22 protein-coding genes are annotated in these 24202 nt (G+C 62.9%); 15 read left to right on the top strand and 7 right to left on the bottom strand.

Features of this window, described 5'->3' with window-relative positions; translation table 11 throughout:
- Window positions 1-234: 234 nt before the first annotated feature.
- Entirely contained in the window at window positions 235-915 is a 681-nt protein-coding gene (locus tag LAN70_11460) for a hypothetical protein (protein MBZ5511771.1), read from the bottom strand.
- A 278-nt stretch (window positions 916-1193) separates the two neighbouring features.
- On the opposite strand from LAN70_11460, the gene LAN70_11455 reads away from it, so the two are divergent.
- The 7 genes from LAN70_11455 to LAN70_11425 all read left to right on the top strand — a co-directional run bounded on the left by LAN70_11455 (window position 1194) and on the right by LAN70_11425 (window position 9982).
- Window positions 1194-2549 carry a glycosyltransferase family 4 protein gene (locus tag LAN70_11455; GenBank protein MBZ5511770.1) on the top strand — a complete coding sequence of 452 codons (1356 nt, stop codon included), beginning with the start codon at window positions 1194-1196 and terminating at the stop codon, window positions 2547-2549.
- Window positions 2550-2556: 7 nt separating this feature from the next.
- Entirely contained in the window at window positions 2557-3792 is a 1236-nt protein-coding gene (locus LAN70_11450) for a glycosyltransferase (protein ID MBZ5511769.1), read from the top strand.
- Window positions 3793-3919: 127 nt separating this feature from the next.
- Window positions 3920-4969, top strand: a complete 1050-nt coding sequence (locus LAN70_11445) for a polysaccharide export protein (protein MBZ5511768.1) — start codon at window positions 3920-3922, stop codon at window positions 4967-4969.
- Window positions 4970-5018: 49 nt separating this feature from the next.
- Window positions 5019-6344, top strand: a complete 1326-nt coding sequence (locus LAN70_11440; protein MBZ5511767.1) for a hypothetical protein — start codon at window positions 5019-5021, stop codon at window positions 6342-6344.
- A gap of 148 nt (window positions 6345-6492) precedes the next feature.
- Window positions 6493-7488, top strand: coding sequence for a radical SAM protein (locus tag LAN70_11435; protein ID MBZ5511766.1), 996 nt, complete (start codon window positions 6493-6495; stop codon window positions 7486-7488).
- Window positions 7489-7608: 120 nt separating this feature from the next.
- Complete coding sequence (locus LAN70_11430; protein ID MBZ5511765.1) at window positions 7609-8787, top strand: glycosyltransferase family 4 protein; 1179 nt, start codon at window positions 7609-7611, stop codon at window positions 8785-8787.
- Window positions 8771-9982 (top strand): glycosyltransferase, encoded by a 1212-nt coding sequence (locus tag LAN70_11425; protein ID MBZ5511764.1) that lies wholly within the window; start codon window positions 8771-8773, stop codon window positions 9980-9982. The genes LAN70_11430 and LAN70_11425 overlap by 17 nt, the downstream gene beginning before the upstream one ends.
- On the opposite strand, the gene LAN70_11420 is transcribed toward LAN70_11425, so the two are convergent.
- Window positions 9975-10700 (bottom strand): polyprenol monophosphomannose synthase, encoded by a 726-nt coding sequence (locus LAN70_11420; protein ID MBZ5511763.1) that lies wholly within the window; start codon window positions 10698-10700, stop codon window positions 9975-9977. The two genes, LAN70_11425 and LAN70_11420, sit on opposite strands and share 8 nt — an antisense overlap.
- 17 nt (window positions 10701-10717) lie before the next feature.
- Between LAN70_11420 and LAN70_11415 the strand changes: the two genes are divergently transcribed.
- The 8 genes from LAN70_11415 to LAN70_11380 all read left to right on the top strand — a co-directional run bounded on the left by LAN70_11415 (window position 10718) and on the right by LAN70_11380 (window position 19478).
- Window positions 10718-11692, top strand: a complete 975-nt coding sequence (locus LAN70_11415) for a glycosyltransferase family 2 protein (GenBank protein MBZ5511762.1) — start codon at window positions 10718-10720, stop codon at window positions 11690-11692.
- Window positions 11693-11788: 96 nt separating this feature from the next.
- A complete protein-coding gene (locus tag LAN70_11410; GenBank protein MBZ5511761.1) occupies window positions 11789-11995 on the top strand; it encodes a hypothetical protein in 207 nt (68 codons plus the stop codon).
- A gap of 118 nt (window positions 11996-12113) precedes the next feature.
- Window positions 12114-13841 (top strand): carbamoyltransferase, encoded by a 1728-nt coding sequence (locus LAN70_11405; protein MBZ5511760.1) that lies wholly within the window; start codon window positions 12114-12116, stop codon window positions 13839-13841.
- A gap of 92 nt (window positions 13842-13933) precedes the next feature.
- A complete protein-coding gene (locus LAN70_11400) occupies window positions 13934-14455 on the top strand; it encodes a hypothetical protein (protein ID MBZ5511759.1) in 522 nt (173 codons plus the stop codon).
- Between the two features lies 1 nt (window position 14456).
- On the top strand, window positions 14457-15758 hold the full coding sequence (locus tag LAN70_11395) for a glycosyltransferase family 4 protein (protein ID MBZ5511758.1): 1302 nt from the start codon (window positions 14457-14459) through the stop codon (window positions 15756-15758).
- Between the two features lie 160 nt (window positions 15759-15918).
- On the top strand, window positions 15919-17466 hold the full coding sequence (locus tag LAN70_11390) for an undecaprenyl/decaprenyl-phosphate alpha-N-acetylglucosaminyl 1-phosphate transferase (protein MBZ5511757.1): 1548 nt from the start codon (window positions 15919-15921) through the stop codon (window positions 17464-17466).
- Window positions 17467-17572: 106 nt separating this feature from the next.
- Window positions 17573-18574, top strand: a complete 1002-nt coding sequence (locus LAN70_11385) for an NAD-dependent epimerase/dehydratase family protein (protein MBZ5511756.1) — start codon at window positions 17573-17575, stop codon at window positions 18572-18574.
- A 187-nt stretch (window positions 18575-18761) separates the two neighbouring features.
- On the top strand, window positions 18762-19478 hold the full coding sequence (locus tag LAN70_11380) for an SIMPL domain-containing protein (GenBank protein ID MBZ5511755.1): 717 nt from the start codon (window positions 18762-18764) through the stop codon (window positions 19476-19478).
- Window positions 19479-19568: 90 nt separating this feature from the next.
- Here the strand turns inward: LAN70_11380 and LAN70_11375 are convergent, their stop codons facing one another.
- The 5 genes from LAN70_11375 to dnaK all read right to left on the bottom strand — a co-directional run bounded on the left by LAN70_11375 (window position 19569) and on the right by dnaK (window position 23983).
- Window positions 19569-19973, bottom strand: coding sequence for a helix-turn-helix transcriptional regulator (locus LAN70_11375; GenBank protein ID MBZ5511754.1), 405 nt, complete (start codon window positions 19971-19973; stop codon window positions 19569-19571).
- Between the two features lie 321 nt (window positions 19974-20294).
- Entirely contained in the window at window positions 20295-20477 is a 183-nt protein-coding gene (locus tag LAN70_11370) for a hypothetical protein (protein MBZ5511753.1), read from the bottom strand.
- A gap of 29 nt (window positions 20478-20506) precedes the next feature.
- The gene (locus LAN70_11365; protein ID MBZ5511752.1) at window positions 20507-21715 is read right to left on the bottom strand and encodes a J domain-containing protein; all 1209 of its coding nucleotides are present in this window, start codon (window positions 21713-21715) and stop codon (window positions 20507-20509) included.
- Window positions 21716-21739: 24 nt separating this feature from the next.
- Window positions 21740-21919: a hypothetical protein gene (locus LAN70_11360; GenBank protein ID MBZ5511751.1), complete on the bottom strand. Its 180-nt coding sequence runs from the start codon at window positions 21917-21919 to the stop codon at window positions 21740-21742.
- Between the two features lie 120 nt (window positions 21920-22039).
- Entirely contained in the window at window positions 22040-23983 is a 1944-nt protein-coding gene (gene dnaK, locus LAN70_11355; protein ID MBZ5511750.1) for a molecular chaperone DnaK, read from the bottom strand.
- Window positions 23984-24202 lie beyond the last annotated feature (219 nt).

Here is a 24202-nt window from a genome sequence, read left to right as displayed (position 1 = left end):
GAGAGGATCTCGTATCCGGGAATGTGGACGCCGACGAAGGGCAAGGGTTGGGCCACATTGTCTCCAGATCCCACGCAGGAAAGACGGCCCAAGTCTGCAAAAGCTTATTATTTGGCCCACATTATAGGCCGCATCGGCCGCGGCCAGCGCACAAAATCGGACGGTCGCGAAATGAAAACCAAAAAGGCACGGCCCTCGCCGTGCCTTGTTCATTCGCGGACAACGCGCCGCTCGCTAGTCGCTCATCAGCTGCCAGAATCCCTGGTCCGTCTTGACCAGGTTGACGGCGACTTTCTTGGCCTCGCCGTGGTAGAAGTTGGCGCCGTATTTTTCGATCAGCGCCTGCGTGTCCCAGAGATTGAAAGCCTTGATCAACTGGCCATTGGCGTCAAACAGGTCGCCCACCGGCGTCGGCTCCCACTTCCAGGTGTACTCCACGCGCGCCATGCTGGGGCCGTTCATGGTGACTTTGGTGACCTCCACCAGCTTGCGCCGCGCCAGCGGCACCGCGAGGGCGAGCGTCCCGTCCTTTTCCTTGGTCTTCTGGAATTCGGGGAAGGCGGTCAGCTCGGTTTCGCCCTTGGGCGTGAGCGCGATGTTGTACGTCTCGCCCTTGCCCTTGACGGGGACGAGTGTCACCATGCCGGCTTTTGCCAGCAGCTTGTAATGCGGGTCCCGCGGTTTCTCGTTGATGCTGGATTTCACCGTCCCGGTGTGGAAACGCAGCATGGCCGGGCCCTGCGCCTTCAAGATCGAGGTGACCGCGGTGGTCGCGTCCTGCTGCGTCAGGACCTTCCTCGACTGCATGAACCAGTAGCCGGCCGTGCCGACGATGACGGCCACCAGCGCCAGGATCAGCAAGAGTGGAACTACCGACGACGACCTCTGTTCCATTTCGATTTCTTGTTCAAACATACTTCCTCCCCGTGCCGCGGGCGCACGGGCGTCCGCTCCGAAACCGCCGCCGGTATGCGCTGCCACCGGTCGGCAAGGCGGGAAACAGATCAGTATTCCCCCGTCGGGAACGTCTTGCGGTGACTGCAATCACCAGCCGTTGTGAGAACGCGACGGCGCTGCCGGCGCGGGTGTATCAAGGGATTCCCGGCGCGCAATTTTCCGTTACTTCGAAACCCGGCGGAACAGCGGCTGGATATAATCGTCACAGTCATAGCCACACTTGCCTTGGTTCACGGATGCCCATAGCAGCGCCGCGCGCAGAGACTGGCAGGAAGCCGGCGGAGCCGCGCCCGGCCGCCCGGGTGGTGCTGAGCCATCCCGGCAACGCGCCGTTCGTGCAACACGCCGCCCGCGCCCTGCATGAGTCCGGGTTGCTCTCCGCCTACGTCACCACCTTCGTTTACCAGCGCGATTCCGCCTTGGGGCGGTCGTTGCGCGGCGCGCTCTCGCTGCTGATGCGCGATGCCGACCGCCAGCTCTCGCGGCGTGCCATCACCGAGGTTTCCCACGACCTGGTCCGCTCGCATCCGCTGCCGGAAATCATCCGCATGGCATCGGTCAAGGGCGCCGGCCCGATCACCACCGATCGCGTGTGGGAGGTCACGGAGAAATGGTTCGACCGCCTGGTGGCGCGCCGGCACCTGCGCGGCGCAACCGCGGCGTACGCCTACGAACACGCGGCCCTGGCCACCTTTACCGAGCAAAAACGGCGGGGAGGCCTTTGCATTTACGACATGCCGATCACCCACCACGCGACGTCGGCGGCATGTGTGGACCCGGAGTTTGCCCGATTTCCGGCGGTGGAAAGCGCGCGCGACCGGCATCTCCGCCGGCTGGCATTCCGGCGCAACGCCAGGAAGGATGCCGAGCTGGCGCTGGCCGACTTGGTCGTCGCCGCCTCCTCCTTCACCAAGGACTCGCTGGTACGGGCCGGAACGCCGGCCGAACGCATCGTGGTAGTGCCGTACGGCGCGCCTCCGGTGTGGGACGGTTCGGCGGAACGGCCGCGCCGGCCCTTTATCTTCCTCAGCGCCGGGACCCAATCGGTGCGCAAGGGCGTGCATTATTTGCTGGAGGCGTGGCGCAAGCTGGGTGCGCCCGCCGATGCCGAACTGTGGCTGATCGGGGCCATGGTGCTGCCGCCGGAATCCACGGCTAATCTTCCCGGCAAAGTCGTGATCCGCCCCTCGCTGCCGCGGCCGGAATTATTCGAACTGTTTCGCCGCGCCGGCGTTCTAGTGTTCCCATCGCTGTGCGAAGGCTTTGGCCAGGTGATTACGGAGGCCATGTCGCAGGGCCTGCCGGTGATTACGACCGCCAACACCGCGGGACCTGATTTCATCGAGCACGGCCGCAACGGCTTCCTTGTGCCCATCCGCGACAGCGAGCGCCTGGCTGAAACCATGCAATGGTGCCTGGATCACCCCGACGCCATGCCGGAGATTTCTCGCGCCGCCATGGAGCGAACGGCGCGCTGGCAGTGGAGCGACTACCGCGCCGCCTTGGGCGCGGCCGTGTTGAGTTTCCTGCATGAGGCCGGTACTCGCCCGATGGCGCCCAATCATCTGTCCACAGCGGCGGAAAAGGGGTGAGGACAGCGTGCGCGTCTGTCTGATTGGAGCGACTCACCCCTGTCACAATCCGCGCCTGGTGCGGGAAGCCGACGCGCTCGCCGAACGGGGGCACGACGTGCGGGTGATTGCTGTCCGTGCAGTGCCTGCGCTGATCGCCGACGACGAGAAACTCGTGGCCGCGCGCCGGTGGCGGTTGCAATCGGCCAGCATCCTGCGTTCGCCGTGGCCCCATCGTCTGCGCGCCGTTCCTCATCGCCTCCGGCGTGCCATGGCGGCCGCGGCGTTCCGGCGCACCGGCTCTTCGGGCGCGGCGGAGAATGCGCTCTGCGAAGCGGCGCCGCAACTCTTGCGGTTCGCGCTGGCGGAGCCGGCCGACTGGTTCGTGGCGCACACCCAGCCCGTCCTGGGCGTAGCGGCACGGGCGGCGCGCCAATGGAACGCGCGCCTGGGATTCGACTGCGAGGACCTGCTGGCTGAAGTGGATGATTCCGCGGCGGCGATGGTCCGCTCGGTCGAGCGTGCGTACCTGCCCGCCTGCGACTACGTCTCCACCGCATCGCGCGCCATGGCGGCGCAGCTTCAGCAGCAGTACCAGATCGCGCCCGCGGTCCTGTACAACGTTTTCCCGCGAGCGCAGGCCGTACGCCTACTGCCGCCGCCACAGCGTCCGGCCAATACAGCGCTGCGCCTGCACTGGGTCGGCCAGGTTGCGGGGCCGGGCAAAGGCCTGGAGGAAGCCGTGGAGGCGGCGGCCTTGGCCGGAGGGGGCGTGGAATTGTCGGTGCGATGCATGCTGGCCGGCGATTTCGGAGTGAAGTTTGAGCGCATGGCGCGCGAAAAGAATGTTCCACTCACCTTCCTTCCCCACGTTCATCACGACGAACTGGCCGGCGCCATGGGCTCCTTCGATGTCGGGCTCGCGCTGGAGCGGCTGACCAACCCGAACTCCTCCATCACGGTGTCGAATAAATTATTCCTCTACATGCTTGCCGGCCTGGCCTTGGCTGCCAGCGATACTCCCGGCCAGCGCGAGGTGATGGAGCAGGCGCCCACTGCGGGGTTTGTCTATCCGTGCGGTCGTCCCGACCTGCTGGCAGCGCAGTTGCGACGCTGGCGCGACGACCGGAGCGGGCTGCGCGCCGCGCAATCCGCCGCCTGGCAGGCCGCTCATGACCGTTTTTGCTGGGATGTGGAAAAGTTGCGCTACCTGGAACTGCTGGAGAGACCGTTGGCGCGACCGGCGCGGGCGTCTACTTCGTAAACTTTTCCGGGCGACGACGAGATATCCTCAGAAATTAGTTTCACTACTGTTTATTTCGTCACCCTGGATGACTAGAATGGCGTTATCTTTCTTGGGACATTCACCAGAAAGCATCACTGAGGTAGCGATGCCGCTGCTCGTATCTGTTCTGGCGCGCCGTGTTTGGATTGCAGTTCTCGTGGCCGGCTTTTTGTGCGCGGCCACACAAGCCCAGTCGGATCGGCCTTCCGATTCCGGTCAACCGGCCACACAACAGTCGCAGCCGCCAAACGCCAGCGATGCCAAGGCCCCTCCGGCCGCGCCCGAGGGGAACGCGGCGCCGTCCGGACGCATGCAGATTTCGTCGCCGGCTTCCAGCACCCCGGTTGACATGCTGATCGGCCCCGGTGACGAAGGTGACATGACGGTTTATGGCGTTCCGGAACTATCCACCCATTTCCGCGTGGAGAGCAGCGGAGACGCATACCTGCCGCTGATCGGGAAATTCCATATGGCGGGGCTCAGCGCCGACGCGGCGCAGGCGCAAATCAATGAAAAGTACGAAAGCGGCGGTTTCCTTCACAATCCCCACGTCACCATCTACATCAAGGAGTACATGACCCAGGGCATCTCGGTGATGGGAGAAGTGACTCGTCCCGGGATTTACTCGGCGATGAATGCGCGGCGCCTGTACGATCTTTTCCTGATTGCCGGCGGGCTCACGGCTCGTGCCGGCAAGACCGTGACCATCACCCACTCCAAGGAGCCGAACAAACCGGTTGTGGTCACCCTGGAAAATGGCCTGGCCGCCAACCAGGCTAATGTGGAGATCCAGCCCGGTGACACCATCAACGTTTCGAAGGCGGGCACGGTGTACGTCATCGGGGAAGTGAACCGTCCGGGTGCGTTCGTCATGGAGACGACGCAGACCCCAAGCCTGCTGCAGATCCTGGCAGCGGCCAATGGTCCCACCCGCATGGCGGTCCTCAGCCACACGCGCGTGATCCGGCGCACGCCCAAGGGCCTGGAGAGCAAGGACATTGATCTGAAAAAGATCATGCAGGCCAAGGCGGGCGATGTCGAGGTACTGGCGGACGACATCGTGTTCGTGCCCTCAAGCCGGGCCAAAGGGATGATGCCGGGCGGCGCCGGTTCGATGCTCGGCATGCTGGCCAACCTGGCGATCTACCGTTTCTGAGGAGGCCGCCCAACATTCCGCGCACCTCGCCAACCGCCTTCCGCCGTCCATGAAAACTGTCCTCGTCGTCGGGCCCGATTTCGTGCCCAGCAGCATGCCTCCGGCGCTGCGGCTCCGCTTCCTGGTCCGGCACCTGCGCGAGTTCGACTGGAATCCGGTGGTCCTTTCCGTGGACCCGCGTTGCTACGAGCACGCCACCGACGCGGAGAATGAGCGCCTTCTGCCTGACGGCCTGGAGGTGATTCGCACCGCGGCCGCTTCACCGCAGTGGACGCGCAAGATCGGCATCGGCGATCTTGGACTGCGCTCGCTGCGCCAGCAGTGGAAAGCCATCCAGAAAATTTGTGCCCGCCGAACCGTTGACTTGCTGTTGCTGTCTGTTCCCCCGTATCCCACCATGGTGCTCGGCCGCCTCGCCTACCGGCGCTTCCGCATTCCCTACGTCGTGGATTACCAGGATCCCTGGGTCACCGACTACTACTTGAGCAAGCCGAAAAGCCAGCGTCCTCCCAAGTGGAGGTGGTCGCATGCCCTGGCGAAAATTCTGGAGCCGTTTGCGCTGCGGAATGTCGCCCACATCACCGGCGTGTCCACCGGCACAACCGATTCCGTCGTCCGGCGCTATCCCTGGTTGAAGGATATCCCTACCACGGAGATTCCTCTGGGCGGCGAGCCCGCCGATTTCGAATACCTCAGCCGGCACCGGCGCGCCAATCCCGTGTTCACTCCCGGCGATGGCCTCATTCACGTGTCTTACGTCGGCGTGTGCATCCCCGGCATGAACGCCACCCTGCGGGCTCTGTTCGAGGCAGTGCGCCTCGGCCTGCGCGATGACCCCACGCTGTTCGGCCGGCTGCGGCTGCATTTTGTAGGCACAACCTATTCACCGCAGGCCACCGAGCAGGTGATGCCGGTGGCGCGCGAGATGGGCGTGGAACGAAGCATCACCGAGCGGCCCGCCCGCGTGGCCTATCTGGACGCGCTGCAGGTGCTGCTCGACTCCGACGGCGTAGTCATGATCGGCTCGGACGCGCCGCACTATACCGCCTCGAAGCTGTTTCCTTACGTGCTGGCGCAGAAGCCGCTGCTGGCCATCTTTCACCGGGAAAGCAGCGTCGTCCGCATCGCGGCGCAAACCCGCGCCGGCAAGGTGGTCACCTTTGACAACGCGGATGGTCCCCCGGCCAAGGGCGTGCCGGAAATCCGCGCCTGGTTGACGGCGCTGCTGGCTTCGCCCGGCCCGCTGCAGCCGAACACCGATTGGACTGCGTTCGAGCAGTACACCACGCGTGCCATGTCGCGGCGGATGGCGGAAGCTTTTGACCGTGCGCTGGCCCGCCGCGCTAATAATCGGAGTGCCGTGGTAAGAGGGTAAGCGGAGAGTTCACGCGCTTGCGCCCCTATCAGGTGTACAAGAGTAGACACTCCGCGCGCATTCGTTGATTGCTATAATGCTGCTATTGCCAGACTGATGTGGGGCGCGTCGTTTCCAGGTTTTCCGTCAGCTACGTGTCGGTGTCTCAATGAGTGTCAGGGCCGCGCTTGAAACGAAAATCGTCTGGATGACCAAGGCGTTGCGCTTTTGCCGCACCTACGTGCGGCGCTGTTTCGATCCCAACCGTTATCGCGCTCCTAGCGCGCCGCACCTTTCCATTGAGTCCACCAACGTCTGCAATGCCAAGTGCGCCTTCTGCGCCAATCCCGTGATGCAGCGGAAAAAGCAACCGCTCTCGATGGAACTGTTCAAGAAGGCGGTGGACGAACTGGCAGCCATGGGGTCCTCCGCGCTCGACTTCAACGTCACTATCGGCGACCCGCTGCTCGACCCGTATCTGCTGGAACGTGCCCGTTACGCCACCCGCACCTACCCGCAGTTCAACTCGGTCGGCTTCGTTACCACGCTGCAGTGGCTGCACCGTTTTCCGATCGACGAGTTCTGGGACTCCGGCATCAAGTGGATATCCATTTCCACCGCCTTGTCGGGACGTGAGAAGTACGCGGAGTTTTTCGGCGTCGACAAGTACGACCAGATGATGAGGAACCTCCTCACGCTTATCGAGGAGAACAAGCGCCGCGAAAATAAGATCATCTATGTCATCCACATCAAACCGACCAACGAGCCCGTGGAAGCGGTCTTGAAGCACGCCGACTTCCAGCGGATCAACAGCATGGTCGAGCAGGATCTCGTGGCCAATGTCAAGACGCGTGGCGCGTACGTGGACGATTGGCAGGGTGCGGTTCAGCTTCCGCCCTACCTGAAGAAGCGTCCACTGGTCCCACGCGCGTTCCGCCCTTGTGCGCAGCTCTTCGGGGGAATGATCGTGTACTCCAACGGGAACGTCGGGGCCTGCAATTGCCGGGACTTCGAAGCGAGCAGCGAGCTCACGCTGGGCAACGTGAAAGACAACACCCTCGCCGAACTATGGAGTGGCGAAAAGGTGGCGCGCCTGCGCTCCGAGTGGCGCAGGAAAAACAAGGTCCCTGAAATCTGCAAAACTTGCCGGCACTACAACTACTGATGCTGCCCGCTGGTCCGCAACCTCACGACGGCTGCCCGGATGTGAGTTTCCCCGAGGATTCTGCGCCTTTGCTCCGGTCCGACCGGCTGTGATACATACAGCAGGAGCCACTCGCACACTTTGCCGTATCGTATCGCCATCGTCACGACGCACCCTATCCAGTACCAGGCGCCATGGTTTCGCGCCATGGCGGCACATCCGGAACTCGACCTGGAAGTTTTTTTCTGCCATCACGCCACTCCCAGCCAACAGGCCGCCGCGGGGTTTGGAGTCGAGTTCGATTGGGACCTCCCGCTGCTGGACGGGTACCGCTTCTGCTTTCTGAAAAACGTTGCTACCCATCCGTCCGTCAGCCATTTTTCCGGATTGGATACGCCCGAGATCAGCGGCATCATTCGCGAGCAGCGCTTCGATGCGGTCATCAATTGTGGATGGCACCGCAAGAGTTACTGGCAATCCATCCGTGCCTGCTGGAAAACCCGGACCCCGGTGATGGTGCGCAGCGATTCCCACCTGCATACCGAGCGCTCCGCGTTGAAGGAAGCGGTCAAGCTGCCGGCCTATCGACTATTCATTCCCCGCATGGATGCCTGCCTGGCCGTCGGCCGCTGGGCGCGCGATTATTTTCTGTACTACGGCGCCCGCCCTGAACGCATCTTCCTTGTGCCCCATGCCATTGACGAACATTGGTTTTCCGAAAATGCCGCGCGCCTGGTGCCTTGCCGCCCGCAGCTTCGCGCGCAATGGAAAGCGCCGGAAGATGCCGCGGTGTTTCTCTGGGCTGCGAAATTCATTCCCAAGAAGCGCCCCCTCGATTTCCTGCAGGCCTTGGAAATTGCCGCCCGCGGCGGTGCCCGCATCCACGGCTTGATGGTGGGCGACGGCCCTCTCCGCGCCGAGTCGGAAGCGTTTGCGCGCGAGCACAGCGTTCCGGTCACCTTCGCCGGTTTTCTCAACCAGAGTGAAATAGTGAAGTCCTACGTTGCATCCGACATGCTGGTGCTCTGTTCCGACGGAGGTGAAACCTGGGGCCTGGTGGTGAACGAGGCCATGGTGTGCGGCCGCCCCTGCATCGTTTCCGACAAGGTCGGCTGTGGCCCCGACCTGGTGACCCCTGAAACCGGCGCGGTTTTCCCCCTCGGCGATGTGGACCGGTTGGCGGCGCTGCTGTCGAAATTCGCCGCCGACCGCGATTGCCTGCGCACCATGGGGGAAGCGGCGGCGGACAAAATCAAGCATTACTCCACCGAGGTCGCGGTCCGGGGAGTGCTCGAGGCGCTGCATGCCGTCACCCGCTAGACAACCCCAGCAGGCCAACGGCGGGCCCGCCGGAGACCCCGTCCGCCCGCCGCTGAAGATCGCCCACGTGGTGCCGTCGTTCTTTCCCGCTCACGTCTATGGCGGTCCCATCCGCTCGGTGTACGCGCTGTGCAATGCGCTGGCGCGGCTGGGATGCGAGGTCCGCGTTCTCACCACCAACACCAACGGCCTGAACGCCGTGCTGCCCGTGGACACCTCCCGCGAGCACCGCATGGGCGACGGTATCGCGGTCCGCTACTGCGCGCGCCGCCTGCGGCACTCGGTCTCGCCTCAACTGTTGCGCGCGCTGCCCGAGTACGTGCGCTGGGCCGATGTCGTGCATCTGACCGCGATGTACAACTTCACCACCTTCCCCACGCTGGCAAGCGCGCGCCGGCAGTCGAAGCCGGTGGTGTGGTCGCCGCGGGGCGCGCTCCAGCGCTGGAGCGGCTCACGCCGCTCCGGCGTCAAGTCCATGTGGGAGATGATCACCCGCGGTCTCGCTCCCGAGTCCCTGGTTCTGCACGTCACCAGCGAACAGGAGCGGCTCGAGAGCCTGGAGAAATTCCCCGCCGCGCGCGCCGAGGTCATCCCCAACGGCATAGAGATTCCGGCCACCGTGTCTCGCCAGGAAAGCAGCGGCCCCTTGCGGCTGCTCTTTATCGGCCGCCTTGACCCGAAGAAGGGAATCGAAAACCTGCTGGACGCCTGTGCGCGCCTGGATTTTCCCTGGACTCTAATCATCGCGGGCGGCGGTGAGGATGCCTATCTTCGCTCCATCGCCGGCCGTATCCGCGCCCTCGGCCTCGGCAGGAAGGCGATCATGGTCGGCGAAGTGCTCGACGACGCCAAGGAGCGCGTCTTTCAGCAGGCCGATGTGTGCGTGGCGCCGTCGTTCACGGAAAACTTCGCCATCGTGGTGGCCGAAGCGCTGGCGCGCGCGGTGCCGGTGATTGCCGGCCGCGGCACGCCCTGGCAGGGTGTCGAGCAGCACGGCTGCGGCCTGTGGATCGACAACAGCCCGGAGAGCATCGCCGCCGCCATCACCCGGCTGCGCTCGGCGCCCCGGCGCGAAATGGGAATGCGCGGCCGCGAATGGATGCAGCGGGAGTTTTCCTGGGACACGATCGGCGCGCGCATGCTGGCCGTCTACACCGAATTGCTGGCCCGAAACGCGGGTGCCGCGGCTAGGTAGCGGAGTGGGCGGCTCTCGCCGGCGATCGCGATGCCGTCGCGCGCAGGCGGCGGAGCTGGGCAAGATAATCGAACGCCACGGCAGCGGTCAGCTTCGACGTGCCCGCCAGGCGCGGGCCAAACACGTACGGCACCTCGGCCATGCGTTGCGGCTGCAGCCGGGCGGCAATCTCAATCAGGATCTTGAATCCCTGCGCGCTGAGCTGCCGCTGGATGCGCAAGAAATCCTTGCGCCACATCAGGAAGTATCCCGACATCGGGTCGCGCAAGCGCAGCCCGAGATACGCCTGCGCCATGCGCGTTGCCAGCCACGACTGGTGGCGCCGCAGCCAGTTCCATTCCGTGGTGCCTCCGCCCGGCATGTAGCGGCAGCCCACCGCCAGCTCCGCCCCGGCGCGCAACTCCGCCAGCATCTTCGGCAGGATGGAGGGATCATGTTGCAGGTCGGCGTCAATGCAGGCCACGGCCTCGCCCGCCGCCATCGCGAACCCCTCGATCACCGATCCGGCCAGGCTGGGTCGCGCCTGCCGCCGCAAGACGCGCAACGTAGGGTAAGTTTTGCTGAGTTCCTGGGCGACGCGCCAGGTCTGGTCCGGCGAATCGTCGTCCACGATCACGATCTCGTGCCCGATGCCGCGCAACACCTCGGAAACGGTGCGCACGAAGCGCTCGACGTTGTCCGCCTCGTTGAACGTGGGGGTTACGACCGTGAGTTCCATCGGGATGCGCGAATTATATGTGCAATGCGGAAGGTCTTCCAACCGATTGCGGCGCCGTCGCCGCCTGTGGTACTAGTTACGAATCGCATCCCATCGGGGGTTTCTTGCACGCCAGCGATCTCAGGGCACCGTCCGCGTTCGCCGATGACACCGCTGCTCTCCCGCGTGTTTCCGTCGTCGTCCTCGCCTATAACGAGGAAGTGAATCTCCCCGCCTGCCTGGCCAGCCTGCAAGGACTCGCCTGTGAAGTTTTCGTGGTGGACTCCGGCAGCACCGACCGCACCCGCGAAATCGCCGCCGCCGCGGGGGCAGCCGTCGTGGAACACCCCTTCGAAAACTATTCCGCACAACGCAACTGGGCGCAGCAGAACCTGCCGCTGCACGCCGCGTGGGTGCTGCACCTGGATTCCGACGAGCGTCTCACGCCCCCGCTGGTCGCCGAGATCAACGAGGTCCTGCACAATCCTCCCGCCGCCCTGGACGGTTTCCTGTTTCGCAAACGCACCGTGTTCATGGGACGCTGGATCCGCCACGGCGGCCACTATCCCGCGTATCACCTCCGGTTGTTTCGCAAGGACCGCGGCAGTTGCGAGACACGCCTCTACGACCAGCATTTCGTGGTTCCCGGAAAATCGCTCGCGCTCCGCCACGACTACATTGACGTGCTCACCTCCGACTTGAATCAATGGACGCTTCGCCATCTGCGCTGGGCGGAACTGGAAGCGCGGGAGGCATTGGAGAGCGAGCGCGCTCCCAACCGCGTGCGCGCCGATGCTTTTGGCGATCCCATTCAGCGGCGCCGTTGGCTGCGCGAGGGATTTTATGGGCGCTGGCCGCTGTTCCTGCGTCCCTTCCTGTACTGGATCTACCGGTATTTCTTCCGTCTGGGGTTCCTCGACGGACGCGAAGGACTGATCTTTCATTTTCTCCAGGGCTGCTGGTTTCGTCTGATGATCGACGCCAAGATCTACGAGTTCCGCCGACGCCAATAATCCACAGGCGCGATGCCGATGATGGTCCGCGAATTCGTGGTATGCTCCTCCCAACGACTCAGGTGGCGAGGTCACCTGGATCCGGCGTTTCTCATCATGAGTCCCGAACCGAGCGAAGACGCCCATGCCTCACCGGAACGCCAAGAGCACGGGCACAGTTCCCATCGCCATCGGCGGCACCACCGGCCCCGCCCTTTCTATCAGAAGTGGATTTATCCGTATCGGCGCGAGCTGAAGAATCTCGCCCTCTTCTGTACCGTCATCATCCTGAGCTATCTGCTGTGGGCCTCGATTGCCAAGTGAGCGGGCCTCGCCGGAGGTGCTGTCCGGCTATTTACGGCGCGGCGCACCTTTCCCTACAATATTCGTGCGATCGCCCCACATTGAGCCCCCAAACCACAATTCCAGGTAAGGAGAATCCTTGTACATTCTGGGGATAAACGCCTACCACGGTGATGCCGCCGCCGCCCTGATCCAAGACGGCCAATTGATCGCCGCCGTCGAAGAAGAACGTTTCAACCGCAAGAAACACTGTGCCGGATTTCCCGCGATGGCGGTGCGTTATTGCCTGCAAGAGGCCGGCATCACGCCCGCCGATCTCGACCACATCGGCATCTCGCGCGACCCGTCCGCCAACCTGCACAAGAAAATCCTGTTTTCCATGTCGCGCCTGAGCAAGGTAGGAAACCTGATCGGCACCCGCTTGGCCAATGCCGCCAAGGTCCGCAACCTGAAAGATGAGCTGGCCCGTGCCCTGGAGATTCCCGCCGACCAGTTCCGCGCCCAGTTCCACAACGTGGAACACCACAAGGCGCACATGGCGAGCTGCTTCCTGGTCTCGGAATTCGAGCGCGCCGCCATTCTCTCCATTGACGGCTTCGGCGACTTTATCAGCACCATGTGGGGCCTCGGCGAAGGCGCCAGGATGCAGGTGCTGGGCGAGATCGAGTTTCCCCACTCCATGGGCTGCGTGTACACCGCCACCACCCAGTATCTCGGCTTCCCGCACTACGGCGACGAAGGCAAGGTGATGGGTCTGGCGCCTTACGGCAAGCCGCGCTTCCTGGACCAGTTCCGCGAAATCGTCACCACCGAGAAAGACGGGCGCTTCAAGCTGAACCTCGACTATTTCCTCCATCACTCCGAGGGCGTCGAGATGACCTGGGACGAGGGCTCGCCCACCATCGGCCGCATCTTCTCCGACCGATTTATCGAGACCTTCGGTCCGGCACGCGAAAAAGGCGGCCCGATGTCTTCCCGCCAGGAAGATGTCGCGGCGTCCTTGCAGGCTCGCCTGGAAGAAGTCAGCTTCCACATTCTCCAGCACCTGCATCAGCAGACCGGCGGCGATCGCCTGTGCCTTTCCGGCGGCGTGGCCTTCAATTCCGTGATGAACGGAAAAATCCTGCTGCACACCCCCTTCAAGCAGATCTACGCACAACCCGCGGCGGGCGATGCCGGCACCGCGGTCGGTGTCTGCTATTACCTGCACAATATCGAGCTCAAGCAGCCGCGCGCCTTCGTCATGGAACACGCCTACACCGGTCCGGGTTACGAGAACGGACAGATCGAAGCGGCGGTGCTCGGCTCCGGTATGCGGCACACCCGCCTCCAGCCGGAGTGCGTGACGCAGACGGCGGCGCGGGCCATTGCCGACGGCCAGATTGTCGGCTGGTTCCAGGGGCGGATGGAATTCGGCCCCCGCGCGCTGGGCAATCGCAGCATCGTGGTCGACCCGCGCCGCGCCGAAATGAAGGACATCCTCAATGCGCGCATCAAGAAGCGCGAGCCTTTCCGGCCCTTCGCGCCCTCCATCCTGGAAGACCGCGTCGAGGAATATTTCGAGCAGACTCACCCTGCACCCAGCATGCTCATGGTGTACCAGGTGAAGGCCGACAAGCGCGCGCAGGTTCCCGCCATCACCCACGTGGACGGCTCCGGGCGCCTGCAGACCGTCTCGCGCAGCACCAACCCGCGCTACTACGATTTGATCCGCGATTTCGACAAGATCACCGGCGTTCCCGTGGTGCTCAACACTTCGTTCAATGAGGACGAGCCCATCGTTTGCACGCCGCAGGACGCGCTCAACTGCTTCCAGCGTACCCGCATGGACAAACTTTTCGTCGGCGATTACCTGGTCGAGCACTAGTAAGACAGTTTCGAGTTTCAGTTTCAGTTTCAGCCGGAGCCGATCTGATCCCGCGAAACTGCAACTGAAACCGAAACTGAAACTGAAACTCTATGTCAACTCAGCATCAGGCAGCACCAGCCCAGCCCGCCGCGGCGCCCTTCGCGGTGTTGCTCCTGCCGGATTTGCTTGCCGGAGCGGTCGAACCTGCCGACCTTTTTCTGCCGTTTACTTTCGTCTACCTGCTGTCCTTGCACATCCGCTTCTGCCTGCCGGTCAGTGAAGCGGCGCTGCCATTGGTGGAAAAAATCTTCGACCAGGTGCTCGACGGGCACACCCTGCTCAGCAAGGGAATCGCCTACGTCGTGGCCGGCGCGGAGCACTTGGCGCAGATGATGAAGTCTCCCATGCTGGTCGTCACCACCGAAGGCGCCGCCGCGCAGCATCCCGAGCTCGAGTCCCTGCCGCAGGCGCTCATGTGCCGCGCCGCCACCAACGCGCAGATGGTTCGCCTGCGCAACATGGAAAAGCTGGCGGACGAGGAGCTCAAGGGCAAGCTGGTCGGCTGCGCTCAGCTCATCAATATCCAGTCCGGCGGTTTTATCACCGAAGGACATTTCTCGCTTTCCTGGTGACATGCCCGCGAACGCGCCATCATCCGAGAGGCAGGCCGAGGCCGCCGTCATGAGCGGGCCGCGCCGCCGCATTGTGATCCTGAACCAGGCCTTTTATCCTGACGTCGTTTCCACGGCGCAGCACGCCACCGACCTCGCCCTCGCCCTCGGCGATGCCGGGTATCAGGTGACGGTCGTCACCGGCGCCCGCGCTTACGACGATCCATCGCGGCGATTTGCCGCGCGCGAATCCTACCGTGGCATTGAGATCATCCGGGTTGCTTCCACCGCCTTCGGGAAAGCGGCGCGCTGGCGCCGCGCCGCCGATTTCGCCACCTACATGGCCGCCTGCACGCTGCGCCTGGCGCTGGTGCCCCATTGCGACCTGGTGATCGCGCTCACTTCGCCGCCGCTGATCTCCTGGCTGGGTTCGCTCATGGTGCCGCTGAAGGCGCGTGCCCTGCTGTTTTGGGCGATGGACCTCAACCCCGACGAAGCCATCGCAGCGCGCTGGTTGCGCGAGCGCTCCTTGTCCGGCCGCATTCTCTCTGCCTTACAGATGCAGAGCATGCGCCGTGCCGCCGGGATTATCGCCCTGGACCGCTTCATGAAGGACCGGCTGGTCGGCAAGGGTCTCCCGCCGGACAAGATCGCCGTGATCTCTCCCTGGACCCATGATTCCGCCCATTTCGACGCCGCCGGCCGCGAACGCTTCCGCGCTCAGCACGGGCTCAGCGGAAAATTCGTCGTCATGTACTCCGGCAATCACAGCCCGTGTCACCCGCTGGACACCGCCATGGAAGCCGCGCAGCGCCTCGCCGCCGATCCGCGCATTGTCTTCTGCTTCGTCGGCGGCGGCAGCGAGTACAGAAAACTTCAATCGCTGGCCCGCGAGCGCAACCTGGCCAACCTGGTTTTTCTCCCCTACCAGCCTCTGGAGCAACTCGGCGCCTCGCTGTCGGCCGCCGACCTGCACCTGGTTGTCATGGGCGATCCTTTCGTCGGCATCATTCATCCGTGCAAGATTTACAACGTCCTTCGCGTCGGCGCTCCGGTGCTGTACATCGGTCCCGGGGAAAGCCACGTCGGAGATATATTCGACGAAATCAATTGCGAGCAGATGCGCGCCGTCCGCCACGGCGACGTGGAGGGAGTCGTGTCCCATATCACCGCCGCCGCGGCCCGTGAGCATCAGCCCAACCCGCAGGAAATCGCCTTCGCCGCCCGCTTTTCCCACCCAGTGCTGGTCCAGCAAATTCTCCGCCGGGTGGACGAAATTTTCCGCACTCACCATTTGGTTGCAGACGGCAAGAATTTTTCCTGACCACGGGAATCACCTTAGTAATTTGCCTAACTTGGTTCCTCCGAGAAAATCCCTTTTGTCCTCCTCTTTATCCACAAGCTCTTCGGGTAGGATTGGCGAAAGTCAGTCTGTTTGTTGGTTCGCGTCATTGAATCAGGTAATTGCAAAAGGAGCCCATTAGGTGTTTGCAATCAGCCTGAGCAGTTTTGTTCTTTCTCTACTGCTCTCATTTGTGCTGACCCGGCTGGTGCGGAATCATGCTGTCAAGCATGGCTGGGTATCTCTTCCGGAGTCCGATCGTCACATCCACACTGCTGCCTTGCCGCGCATCGGCGGCGTTGCCATCTACGCCGCGCTGGTCGTCTCTATATCGCTGGTGCTGTACTACATGTCGCGGCATCTGGTGGGCCAAAAATTCCACATGCGCACCATGGCTTTCCTGCTGGTGCCAGGGACCCTGGTCTTCCTGCTCGGCCTTTATGACGACATCCGCCGCATCGGCCCGTATTGGAAGTTTTTCTTCGAGACCATCGCCGCCGTCATCGTCTTTGCCGGCGGGTTACGCATCGTGAATCTGCCGCTGCTGTTCGGACACAAAGAGTTTGGCTGGGCGGTATCGCTGATCGCCACCGTCTTCTGGATCCTCTGGATCACGAACGCCTTCAACCTGATTGACGGCATTGACGGGTTGGCCACCGGCTCGGCGCTATTTTCCACCTTCGTGGTTTTCATCGTCTCCGCGCTCAACGGCAATCATTTCGGGTTGCTGCTCACGGCGACCTTGTCCGGCGCGCTCATCGGGTTCCTGCGTTTTAATTTCAATCCCGCGACCATTTTCCTGGGAGATTGCGGCAGCCTGTTTGTCGGGTTCATGCTCGGCTCGCTGGCCCTGTATGGGCAGAAATCGCCCACCATGGTAGCCGTCGCCATTCCCGTCGTTTCCTTCGGTCTGCCCATTCTGGAGACGGTCATCTCCGTGATTCGCCGCTTCATGAACGGCAAGCCGCTGTTTGAAGGCGACCGCGAGCACATCCATCACAAGCTGCTGAAGCGCGGCCTCACGGCCCGCCAGACGACGCTGGTCCTCTACGCCGTCTGCGCCGTCTTCGGACTTCTCAGCCTCTTCCTGCTGCTGCCCGGGGGCGGGCCGGTGGTGCTGGTTCTGGTCGTGCTGGGCGGCATTGTCTGGATCGGAGTTCAGCACCTCGGTTATCACGAGCTGATCGAGTTGCGCCGCGTGGCCCAGCGAACCCTCGATCAGAAGCATGTCATCGTCAACAATCTCTCCGTGCGCCGCGCCATCGACGATCTTGCCGGATGCGCCAAGCTCGATCAGATCCAGAACTTGCTGGAGAGCACGTTCGGGAACAACGACTTCGACGGTTACGAACTCGACTACATTCCGGCCACCGTGGACGGACTCCGGATGGACGGAGTCCGGCTTGCCTGGTGCAAGCCGGAAGCGATCGGCTTCCTCGGCAAGCCCGGCGTCTGGCGCATGGAGCTGCCGCTGGCCAGTCATGGCAAGGGCCGCGGGCACTTCCGCTTGTACCGCCAATACTCCGAGAAGCCGCTGATGTTCGACATCAACCTGCTGACGCGCTATTTTCCCGGTGAACTGGCGAACGCGCTCGACCGCGCCGGGCGCGACCAGCTCGCGGCGCGGAAGACGCTGACCGCCGCCGCTGCCGGCCGTTCAGCGTTGCTGCCGTTTGAATCCCAGGCGTGACCGGCTTCGTTTTCCCGGCTGCTTCCTGGAGGTACTCAGCGCCGCCACCGATTGACATCGCGCGCGCAGCCGTGTTTTGCTGTCGAGATGGAGGAGAACCTTGGAAATCGTTGACCGACGTGTACTGGTAACGGGCGCCGGTGGCTTCATCGGCCATCACCTGGTGAAGCGGCTGAAAGACCAGGGCTGCTGGGTGCGCGGCGTGGATATCAAGCTGCCGGAATATGAGCCCTCGCTCGCCGACGAATTCGATGTCCTTGACCTGCGCGCCTGGGACAACTGCCTGCTCGCCACCCGCGGCAACATCGGCCAGGTGTACAACCTCGCGGCCGACATGGGCGGCATCGGCTACATCACCGCCTCGCTCGCTGATATCGCGCGCAACAACACCTTGATCAATGCGCACATGCTCGAGGCCGCGCGGGCCAACGGCGTGCGGCGGTTCCTGTTTTCTTCCTCCGCCTGCGTTTACGCCGGCTACAAGCAGAAGCAGGCCGACGTCACTCCGCTCAAGGAAGAAGACGCCTATCCTGCCGAACCCGAGCCGGGCTACGGCTGGGAGAAGCTGTATGCTGAACAGCTCTGCCAGTATTACTGGCACGATTACAAGTTTGAAACCCGCATCGTCCGCTTCCACAACGTCTACGGTCCGCTCGGCACCTACGACGGCGGCAAGGAAAAAGCGCCGGCGGCAATCTCGCGCAAGGTCGCGCTCGCCAAGAACGGCGGCGAGATTGACATCTGGGGCGACGGCCTGCAGACACGCTCGTTCATGTACATCGACGATTGCGTGGAAGGCCTGGTCCGGCTGATGGCCTCCGACTTCCACGATCCGCTGAACCTCGGCACCGATGAGCTGATCTCGGTGGATGGGCTGGTGAAGATGATCGCCGGCATCGCCGGCAAGAACCTGCGCATTCGCCACGACCTCAGCAAGCCCCAGGGCGTCCGCGGCCGCAACAGCGACAACACGCTGCTCCGCCGGGTGCTGGGCTGGGAACCGTCCATCATGCTCGAGCAAGGGCTGGCTGTGACCTATCGCTGGATTGAGGGCGAACTCGCCAAGGCAGGGCGCATCCCGGGGAAGGTCGCCGCGGCGGCGCAGTAATACCGATTCAGGAAAGCATTGTCGGGGGTTGCAGCCATTGCAACCCCCCTATTGTTTCCACGCGAGCTATACTGAGCGCCCCCGGCAAATCATTTCGAGCGAGACAGACAATGTGTCCGCCCTGCAGGGTACACAGATGAACAGCGCTGATAGAACGAATGCTGGAAACGCGCCGCTCGGATTGTTCATTGCAGTTGGCCTGATCATCGGCGGTTGGATTCTCGGAGCGCAGATCAAGGCGACGCGGCTGAGCGACCGCTACGTGACGGTGAAAGGCCTGGTGGAACGCACGGTGAAGTCCGATCTCGCGGTGTGGCCGATCAAGTACAAGGAAGCCGGCGATGACCTGGCCGCGCTGTACGCCAAAACCGAGGCGGACAAGAAGGCGATCCTCCAGTTTCTGGATCAGCAGGGCATCCAGTCGTCGGAAATCGAACTCGGCATGGTCCGCGTGGTGGACACGCAGGCGAACGAGTACGGCAGTGGCACGAAGAATCCGCATCGCTACATTGTCGAACAGCAAATCACCGTGACCACGTCGCGCGTGGACGTGGTCGCCAGCGCCGCGCAGAAAACCATGCAGTTGCTGCAGAAGGGAATTGTGCTCAACAGCGACCGGCAATCCTTGGCGTACAAGTTCACCAAGCTGAATTCCATTAAGCCCGACATGATCACGGAAGCGACCCGCAACGCCCGCGCCGCCGCCGATCGCTTCGCCTCAGATTCCGGCAGCAAGGTCGGATCCATCCGGCAGGCGAACCAGGGCGTGTTCTCGATCTTGGCGGCGAACCAGGCCAGCGGCACCGGGGAAGGCGGCGAAAATGTTTACGACAATTCCGCCGACAGCAGCCTGATGAAAACGGTGCGCGTCGTCACCTCCGTGCAGTACTACCTGGAAAAGTAAAAGAAGCGGCGGCGCAGTAGATTTCCACAATTTCCACAGCTTGCACAAATGTTCTACGTAGAACAATTGTGTCTCTGCGGGTCCCCTGAGCTATTTCCTTTCCTTGTTATTGGATGGAGCCGGCGCGATGGGAACGCGGCGGACCGGGATGAGCGCCCCCTTGGAGGCGTCGGCCTGGGTCATGTGCGCCAGCATCTCCTGCTGGAAGTGGGTGAGGAACTCGTGCATCTGGCGCTGCATTTCCTCCATGCGCGCCCGCATGTCGAGGATGATGCTGATCCCGCTGATGTTGACGCCGAGATCGCGGGCGAGCGAAAGGATGATCTCCAGGCGCTGCAGGTCGTCGTCGGTGTAGAGGCGGGTGTTGCCCTCGGTGCGCGACGGCTTCAGCAGCCCCTCGCGCTCGTAGAGGCGCAAAGTTTGCGGATGAATGCCGTACATCTCCGCGACGGCGGAGATCATGTAAGCACCTTTGCCTCTGCGTTTAGCCATCATCTCTTTCAGCGACCGGTTGCTCGGACCGACAATTCCTTCTGAATCTGGCGCCATTGAAGCAGCAGATCCTTCTTTTCTCTTTCCGAGGGCCTGCAGCCGTCGCGCTCCTCATGTTCGAGAAGCCTGCGGGCTGCAGCATCTTTTCTATCCCGTAACTCGGCCAGGCGTTGCTCGCGTTCAGGAGATTTGTCGGCCCAACCAGTTGACCTCCGCAATCTATGGAGCTCCGCTAAGGCAGTCTGCGCTTCATAGAACAGCTCAAGCCACATCACACACATAGGTCACCCTGTTTCCACAACTTAGCCCGCGGGTCAAACGGCGCTAGCGGCTGTAAAACCACAGCAAACTCAAAAACGTCAAGCCGACCGAGGCGAACACCGCTCCCAGGAACATCGACATATCGGTCCTGCCGAACAGCATGGCCAGGCCGACCAGCGTCACGACATACGCGGCGAACACCCGCAGGACAATCCACGCGCTCAGCGGATGCCGATCGGATTCCATTGTCGTCTCCTCTTGCACAAACAGATTGGTTAAACCTGTTTCCACAGCTCCGCCCGCGGATCTTCCGGGTTCAGCTTTGCCAACTCGCGCAACAATTCTTTTGTCTTTTCGTCGTGCGGCATGGGCACAGCGATCTTGACCTCGACGATCTCGTCGCCGCGCGCGCCGTCCTTGGTCGCCGACGGCACGCCCTTCTCGCGCAGGCGCAGCTTCTGGCCGCTCTGCGTGCCGGGCGGAATGCGCAGCAGCGCGCGGCCGTCAATCGTCGGCACTTCGATCTTGGCGCCCATGGCGGCTTCGGTGACGGTGACGGGCACCGCCACGTTGATATTGTCGCCGTCGCGATGGAAGACGGGATGATCGCCGGCGCGCACGATGATGTAGAGATCGCCCGGAGGCCCGCCGTGCGGTCCGGCGTTGCCTTTGCCGGCCAGGCGGACGCGCTGTCCGTCGCGCGTACCCGCCTTGATGCGCACCTCGAGCGGTTCGGTGCGCTGCACCACGCCCTCTCCGCCGCAGACGTGGCACACCGTGCGCAACTTTCCGGTGCCGCCGCAGCGCGGGCAAACGCTGTTGAATTTCATGCGCCCGCTGGTCTGCTGGATGTGGCCCGAGCCCTTGCATTCGGGGCAGACGCCGGGCGACTCGATGTAGCCGCGCCCGTGGCAGTTGCCGCAGCTATCGTGGCGGGTGATGTTCAGGCGCATGACGGCGCCGCGGATGGCCTGCCAGAAGCCGACGCTGACCTGGTATTCCAGGTCGGTGCCCGGCTCGGGCTGCTCCTCGACGGCCGCGCCGCCGCGTCCGCCGCTGAACATGCTGGAGAAAATGTCGCGGAACCCGCCGCCGCGCCGCGGCTGTTGTTGCGCGCCGCCAGCTTCGAACAAATCGGAAAAATCGAAGCCGCTGAAATCGAACGGAACTTCCTGGCCGCCGCGACCGCCCGGAGGCGGACCCCCGAATCCTCCGCCGCTGCGCGCGTAGGCCTCGGCCGCCGCCGGATCGATGTTGTCCGAGTAGTAGCCGAGCTGGTCGTAGATCTTGCGCTTCTTGGGATCGCTGAGGACGTCGTTGGCTTCCGAGAGCAGCTTGAATTTTTCTTCCGCCGCCTTGTCGCCGGGATTGACGTCGGGATGGTACTTGCGCGCCAGCTTGCGAAACGCCTTACGAATCTCTTCGGTGGAGGCGCTTTTCTTCACGCCCAGAGTTTCGTAATAGTTTTTCGTCGCCGTCGCCATAGATCTTCAGGTGGTCAATTACGTTTAGTTCACGACCTCCGGGTCGGAATCGACTTCGATCTCGTCGGGGAACAGAGGGGCCTCGTCGTCATTGACGACCGGTACGGCCTCGATCCCCGAGCGCGTTGCCTTGAACAGAAACCAGCGGCCTTCCTCGGGGATGAAATTCAGGAAATACGGTTGTTGGTTAACTTCGAAGTGCACTGTGTGTACCCTCTGGACCCTTTCTAGTTCGAGAAATGTTCTCGGTTTACGGTTTTCGGTTGTCGGTAACCCGGACATGGGAACCGATAACCGAGAACCGACAACCGATAACGCTTTTGCTTATTTCTTCTCGTCCACGTCCACGTACTCGGCGTCAATGACGCCTTCGTCCTTCTTCTTGGCCTCGGTACCGGCGTCGCCGTTGCCGCCGGGCTGCGGACCGCCGGGCTGCGGGCCGGCGCCGGCCGCGCCGCCTGGCGGCTGCGCCTGGCGATACATCGCCTCCGCCAGCTTATGCGACGCCTGGGTAAGGCGATCCTTGGCTGCGTTCATAGCCTTGGCGTCGCTGCCTTCCAGCGCCTTCTTGGCGTCGGCGACAGCGCTTTCGACATCGCCGCGCTCGCTGCCGGAGATCTTGTCGCCGTGCTCGCGCAGCATCTTGTCGACGTTGTAAACCAGCGAGTCGAGCTGGTTGCGCGCCTCGATCTCCTCGCGCTTGGTCTTGTCCTCGGCGGAGTGCGCGTCGGCTTCCTTGGCCATGCGGTCGACTTCTTCCTTGCTCAGGCCGGAAGACGACGTGATGGTGATCTTCTGGTCCTTCTGCGTGGCCATGTCCTTGGCGGTGACGTTGAGGATGCCGTTGGCGTCAATGTCGAACGTCACTTCGATCTGCGGCACGCCGCGCGGCGCCGGCGGAATGCCGGTCAGGTGAAATTTGCCGAGGGTGCGATCGTCGCGCGCCAGCGGCCGTTCGCCCTGCAGCACGTGCACCTCGACCGAGGTCTGGCTGTCCGCCGCGGTGGAGAAAGTCTCCGTCTTGCGCGTCGGGATGGTGGTATTGCGCGGGATCATGGGCGTCGCCACGCCGCCCAGGGTCTCGATGGCCAGCGTCAGCGGGGTGACGTCGAGCAGCAGCAGGTCCTTGACTTCGCCGCCGAGCACGCCGCCCTGGATGGCCGCGCCCACCGCCACCACTTCATCCGGGTTGACGCCCTTGTGCGGCTCTCTGCCGAACAGCTCTTTCACCAGCGCCTGGATGCGCGGCATGCGCGTCTGGCCGCCGACCAGCACCACTTCGTTGATCTTGCTGGGGTCAATGCCGGAGTCCTTCATGCACTGCTTGCAGGGGCCGGCAGAGCGCTGAATGATGTCTTCCACCATGGATTCCAGTCTGGCGCGCGTCAGCCGCTCGACCAGGTGCTTGGGTCCGCTGGCGTCGGCGGTGATGAAGGGCAGGTTGATCTCGGTCTCCATGGTGGTGGAGAGTTCGATCTTGGCGCGCTCGGCGGCGTCGCGCAGACGCTGCAGCGCCATCTCGTTGCCCTTGTCGCGCAGGTTGAGGCCTTCCTTCTTGCGGAACTCGTCAATCAGCCATTCCACGATGCGCTGGTCGATGTTGTCGCCGCCGAGGTGAGTGTCGCCGTTGGTGGCTTTGACCTCGATCACGCCTTCGCCGACTTCGAGAATGGAAATATCGAAGGTGCCGCCGCCAAAGTCGTAGACCGCAATGGTCTCGTCCTTCTTCTTGTCCAAACCGTAGGCGAGCGCGGCGGCGGTAGGCTCGTTGATGATGCGCTTGACCTCAAGGCCGGCGACGCGGCCTGCGTCCTTGGTCGCCTGGCGCTGCGCGTCATTGAAGTACGCCGGCACGGTAATGACCGCATCGGTGACGGCGCCGCCCAGGTAGTCCTCGGCCGCCTTCCTGAGCTTGCCGAGAATCATGGCCGAGATCTCGGGCGGGGTATATTCCTTGGCCTGCGCCACCACGGCCACGTGGTCGCCGGCACGGACGACCTTGTAGGGAACCATCTTCATTTCTTCGTTGACTTCGTCATAGCGGCGCCCCATGAACCGCTTGATCGAATAAATCGTGTTTTCCGGGTTGGTGATCGCCTGGCGCTTGGCAACCTGGCCGACCAACCGCTCGCCGGTCTTGTTAAAGCCGACGACCGAGGGCGTGGTGCGACCGCCTTCCTCGTTGGCGATAACCTTGGGTTCGCCGCCTTCCATGACCGCCACCACGGAGTTGGTGGTACCCAAGTCAATGCCGATAATTTTTCCCATGGGAGCCTGCCTCCTACTGCTTAAGTCGTTTAAAACAGTGCACTTGCTTACGACAACTCTATTTATAACCCGAGCAATATAATACTTGAGTGTAATGTTGTCAAGTTGTTAGATGAGGTGGGAACGGAGGACGTTGCATTTAGTCGCGAGGGGTGGGGGCAAGCGCCCAAGAGCTAGAGGCTAGTCGCGCCGGGAAGTCGCGGCTGCGGACTCGCAACG

The sequence above is a fragment of the Terriglobia bacterium genome (assembly GCA_020072845.1).
In the GTDB taxonomy this organism is placed as follows: Bacteria; Acidobacteriota; Terriglobia; order Terriglobales; family Acidobacteriaceae; genus JAIQGF01.
The sequence above is the reverse complement of the archived record's forward strand: the minus strand, read 5'-3'. Positions and strand labels throughout refer to the sequence as shown.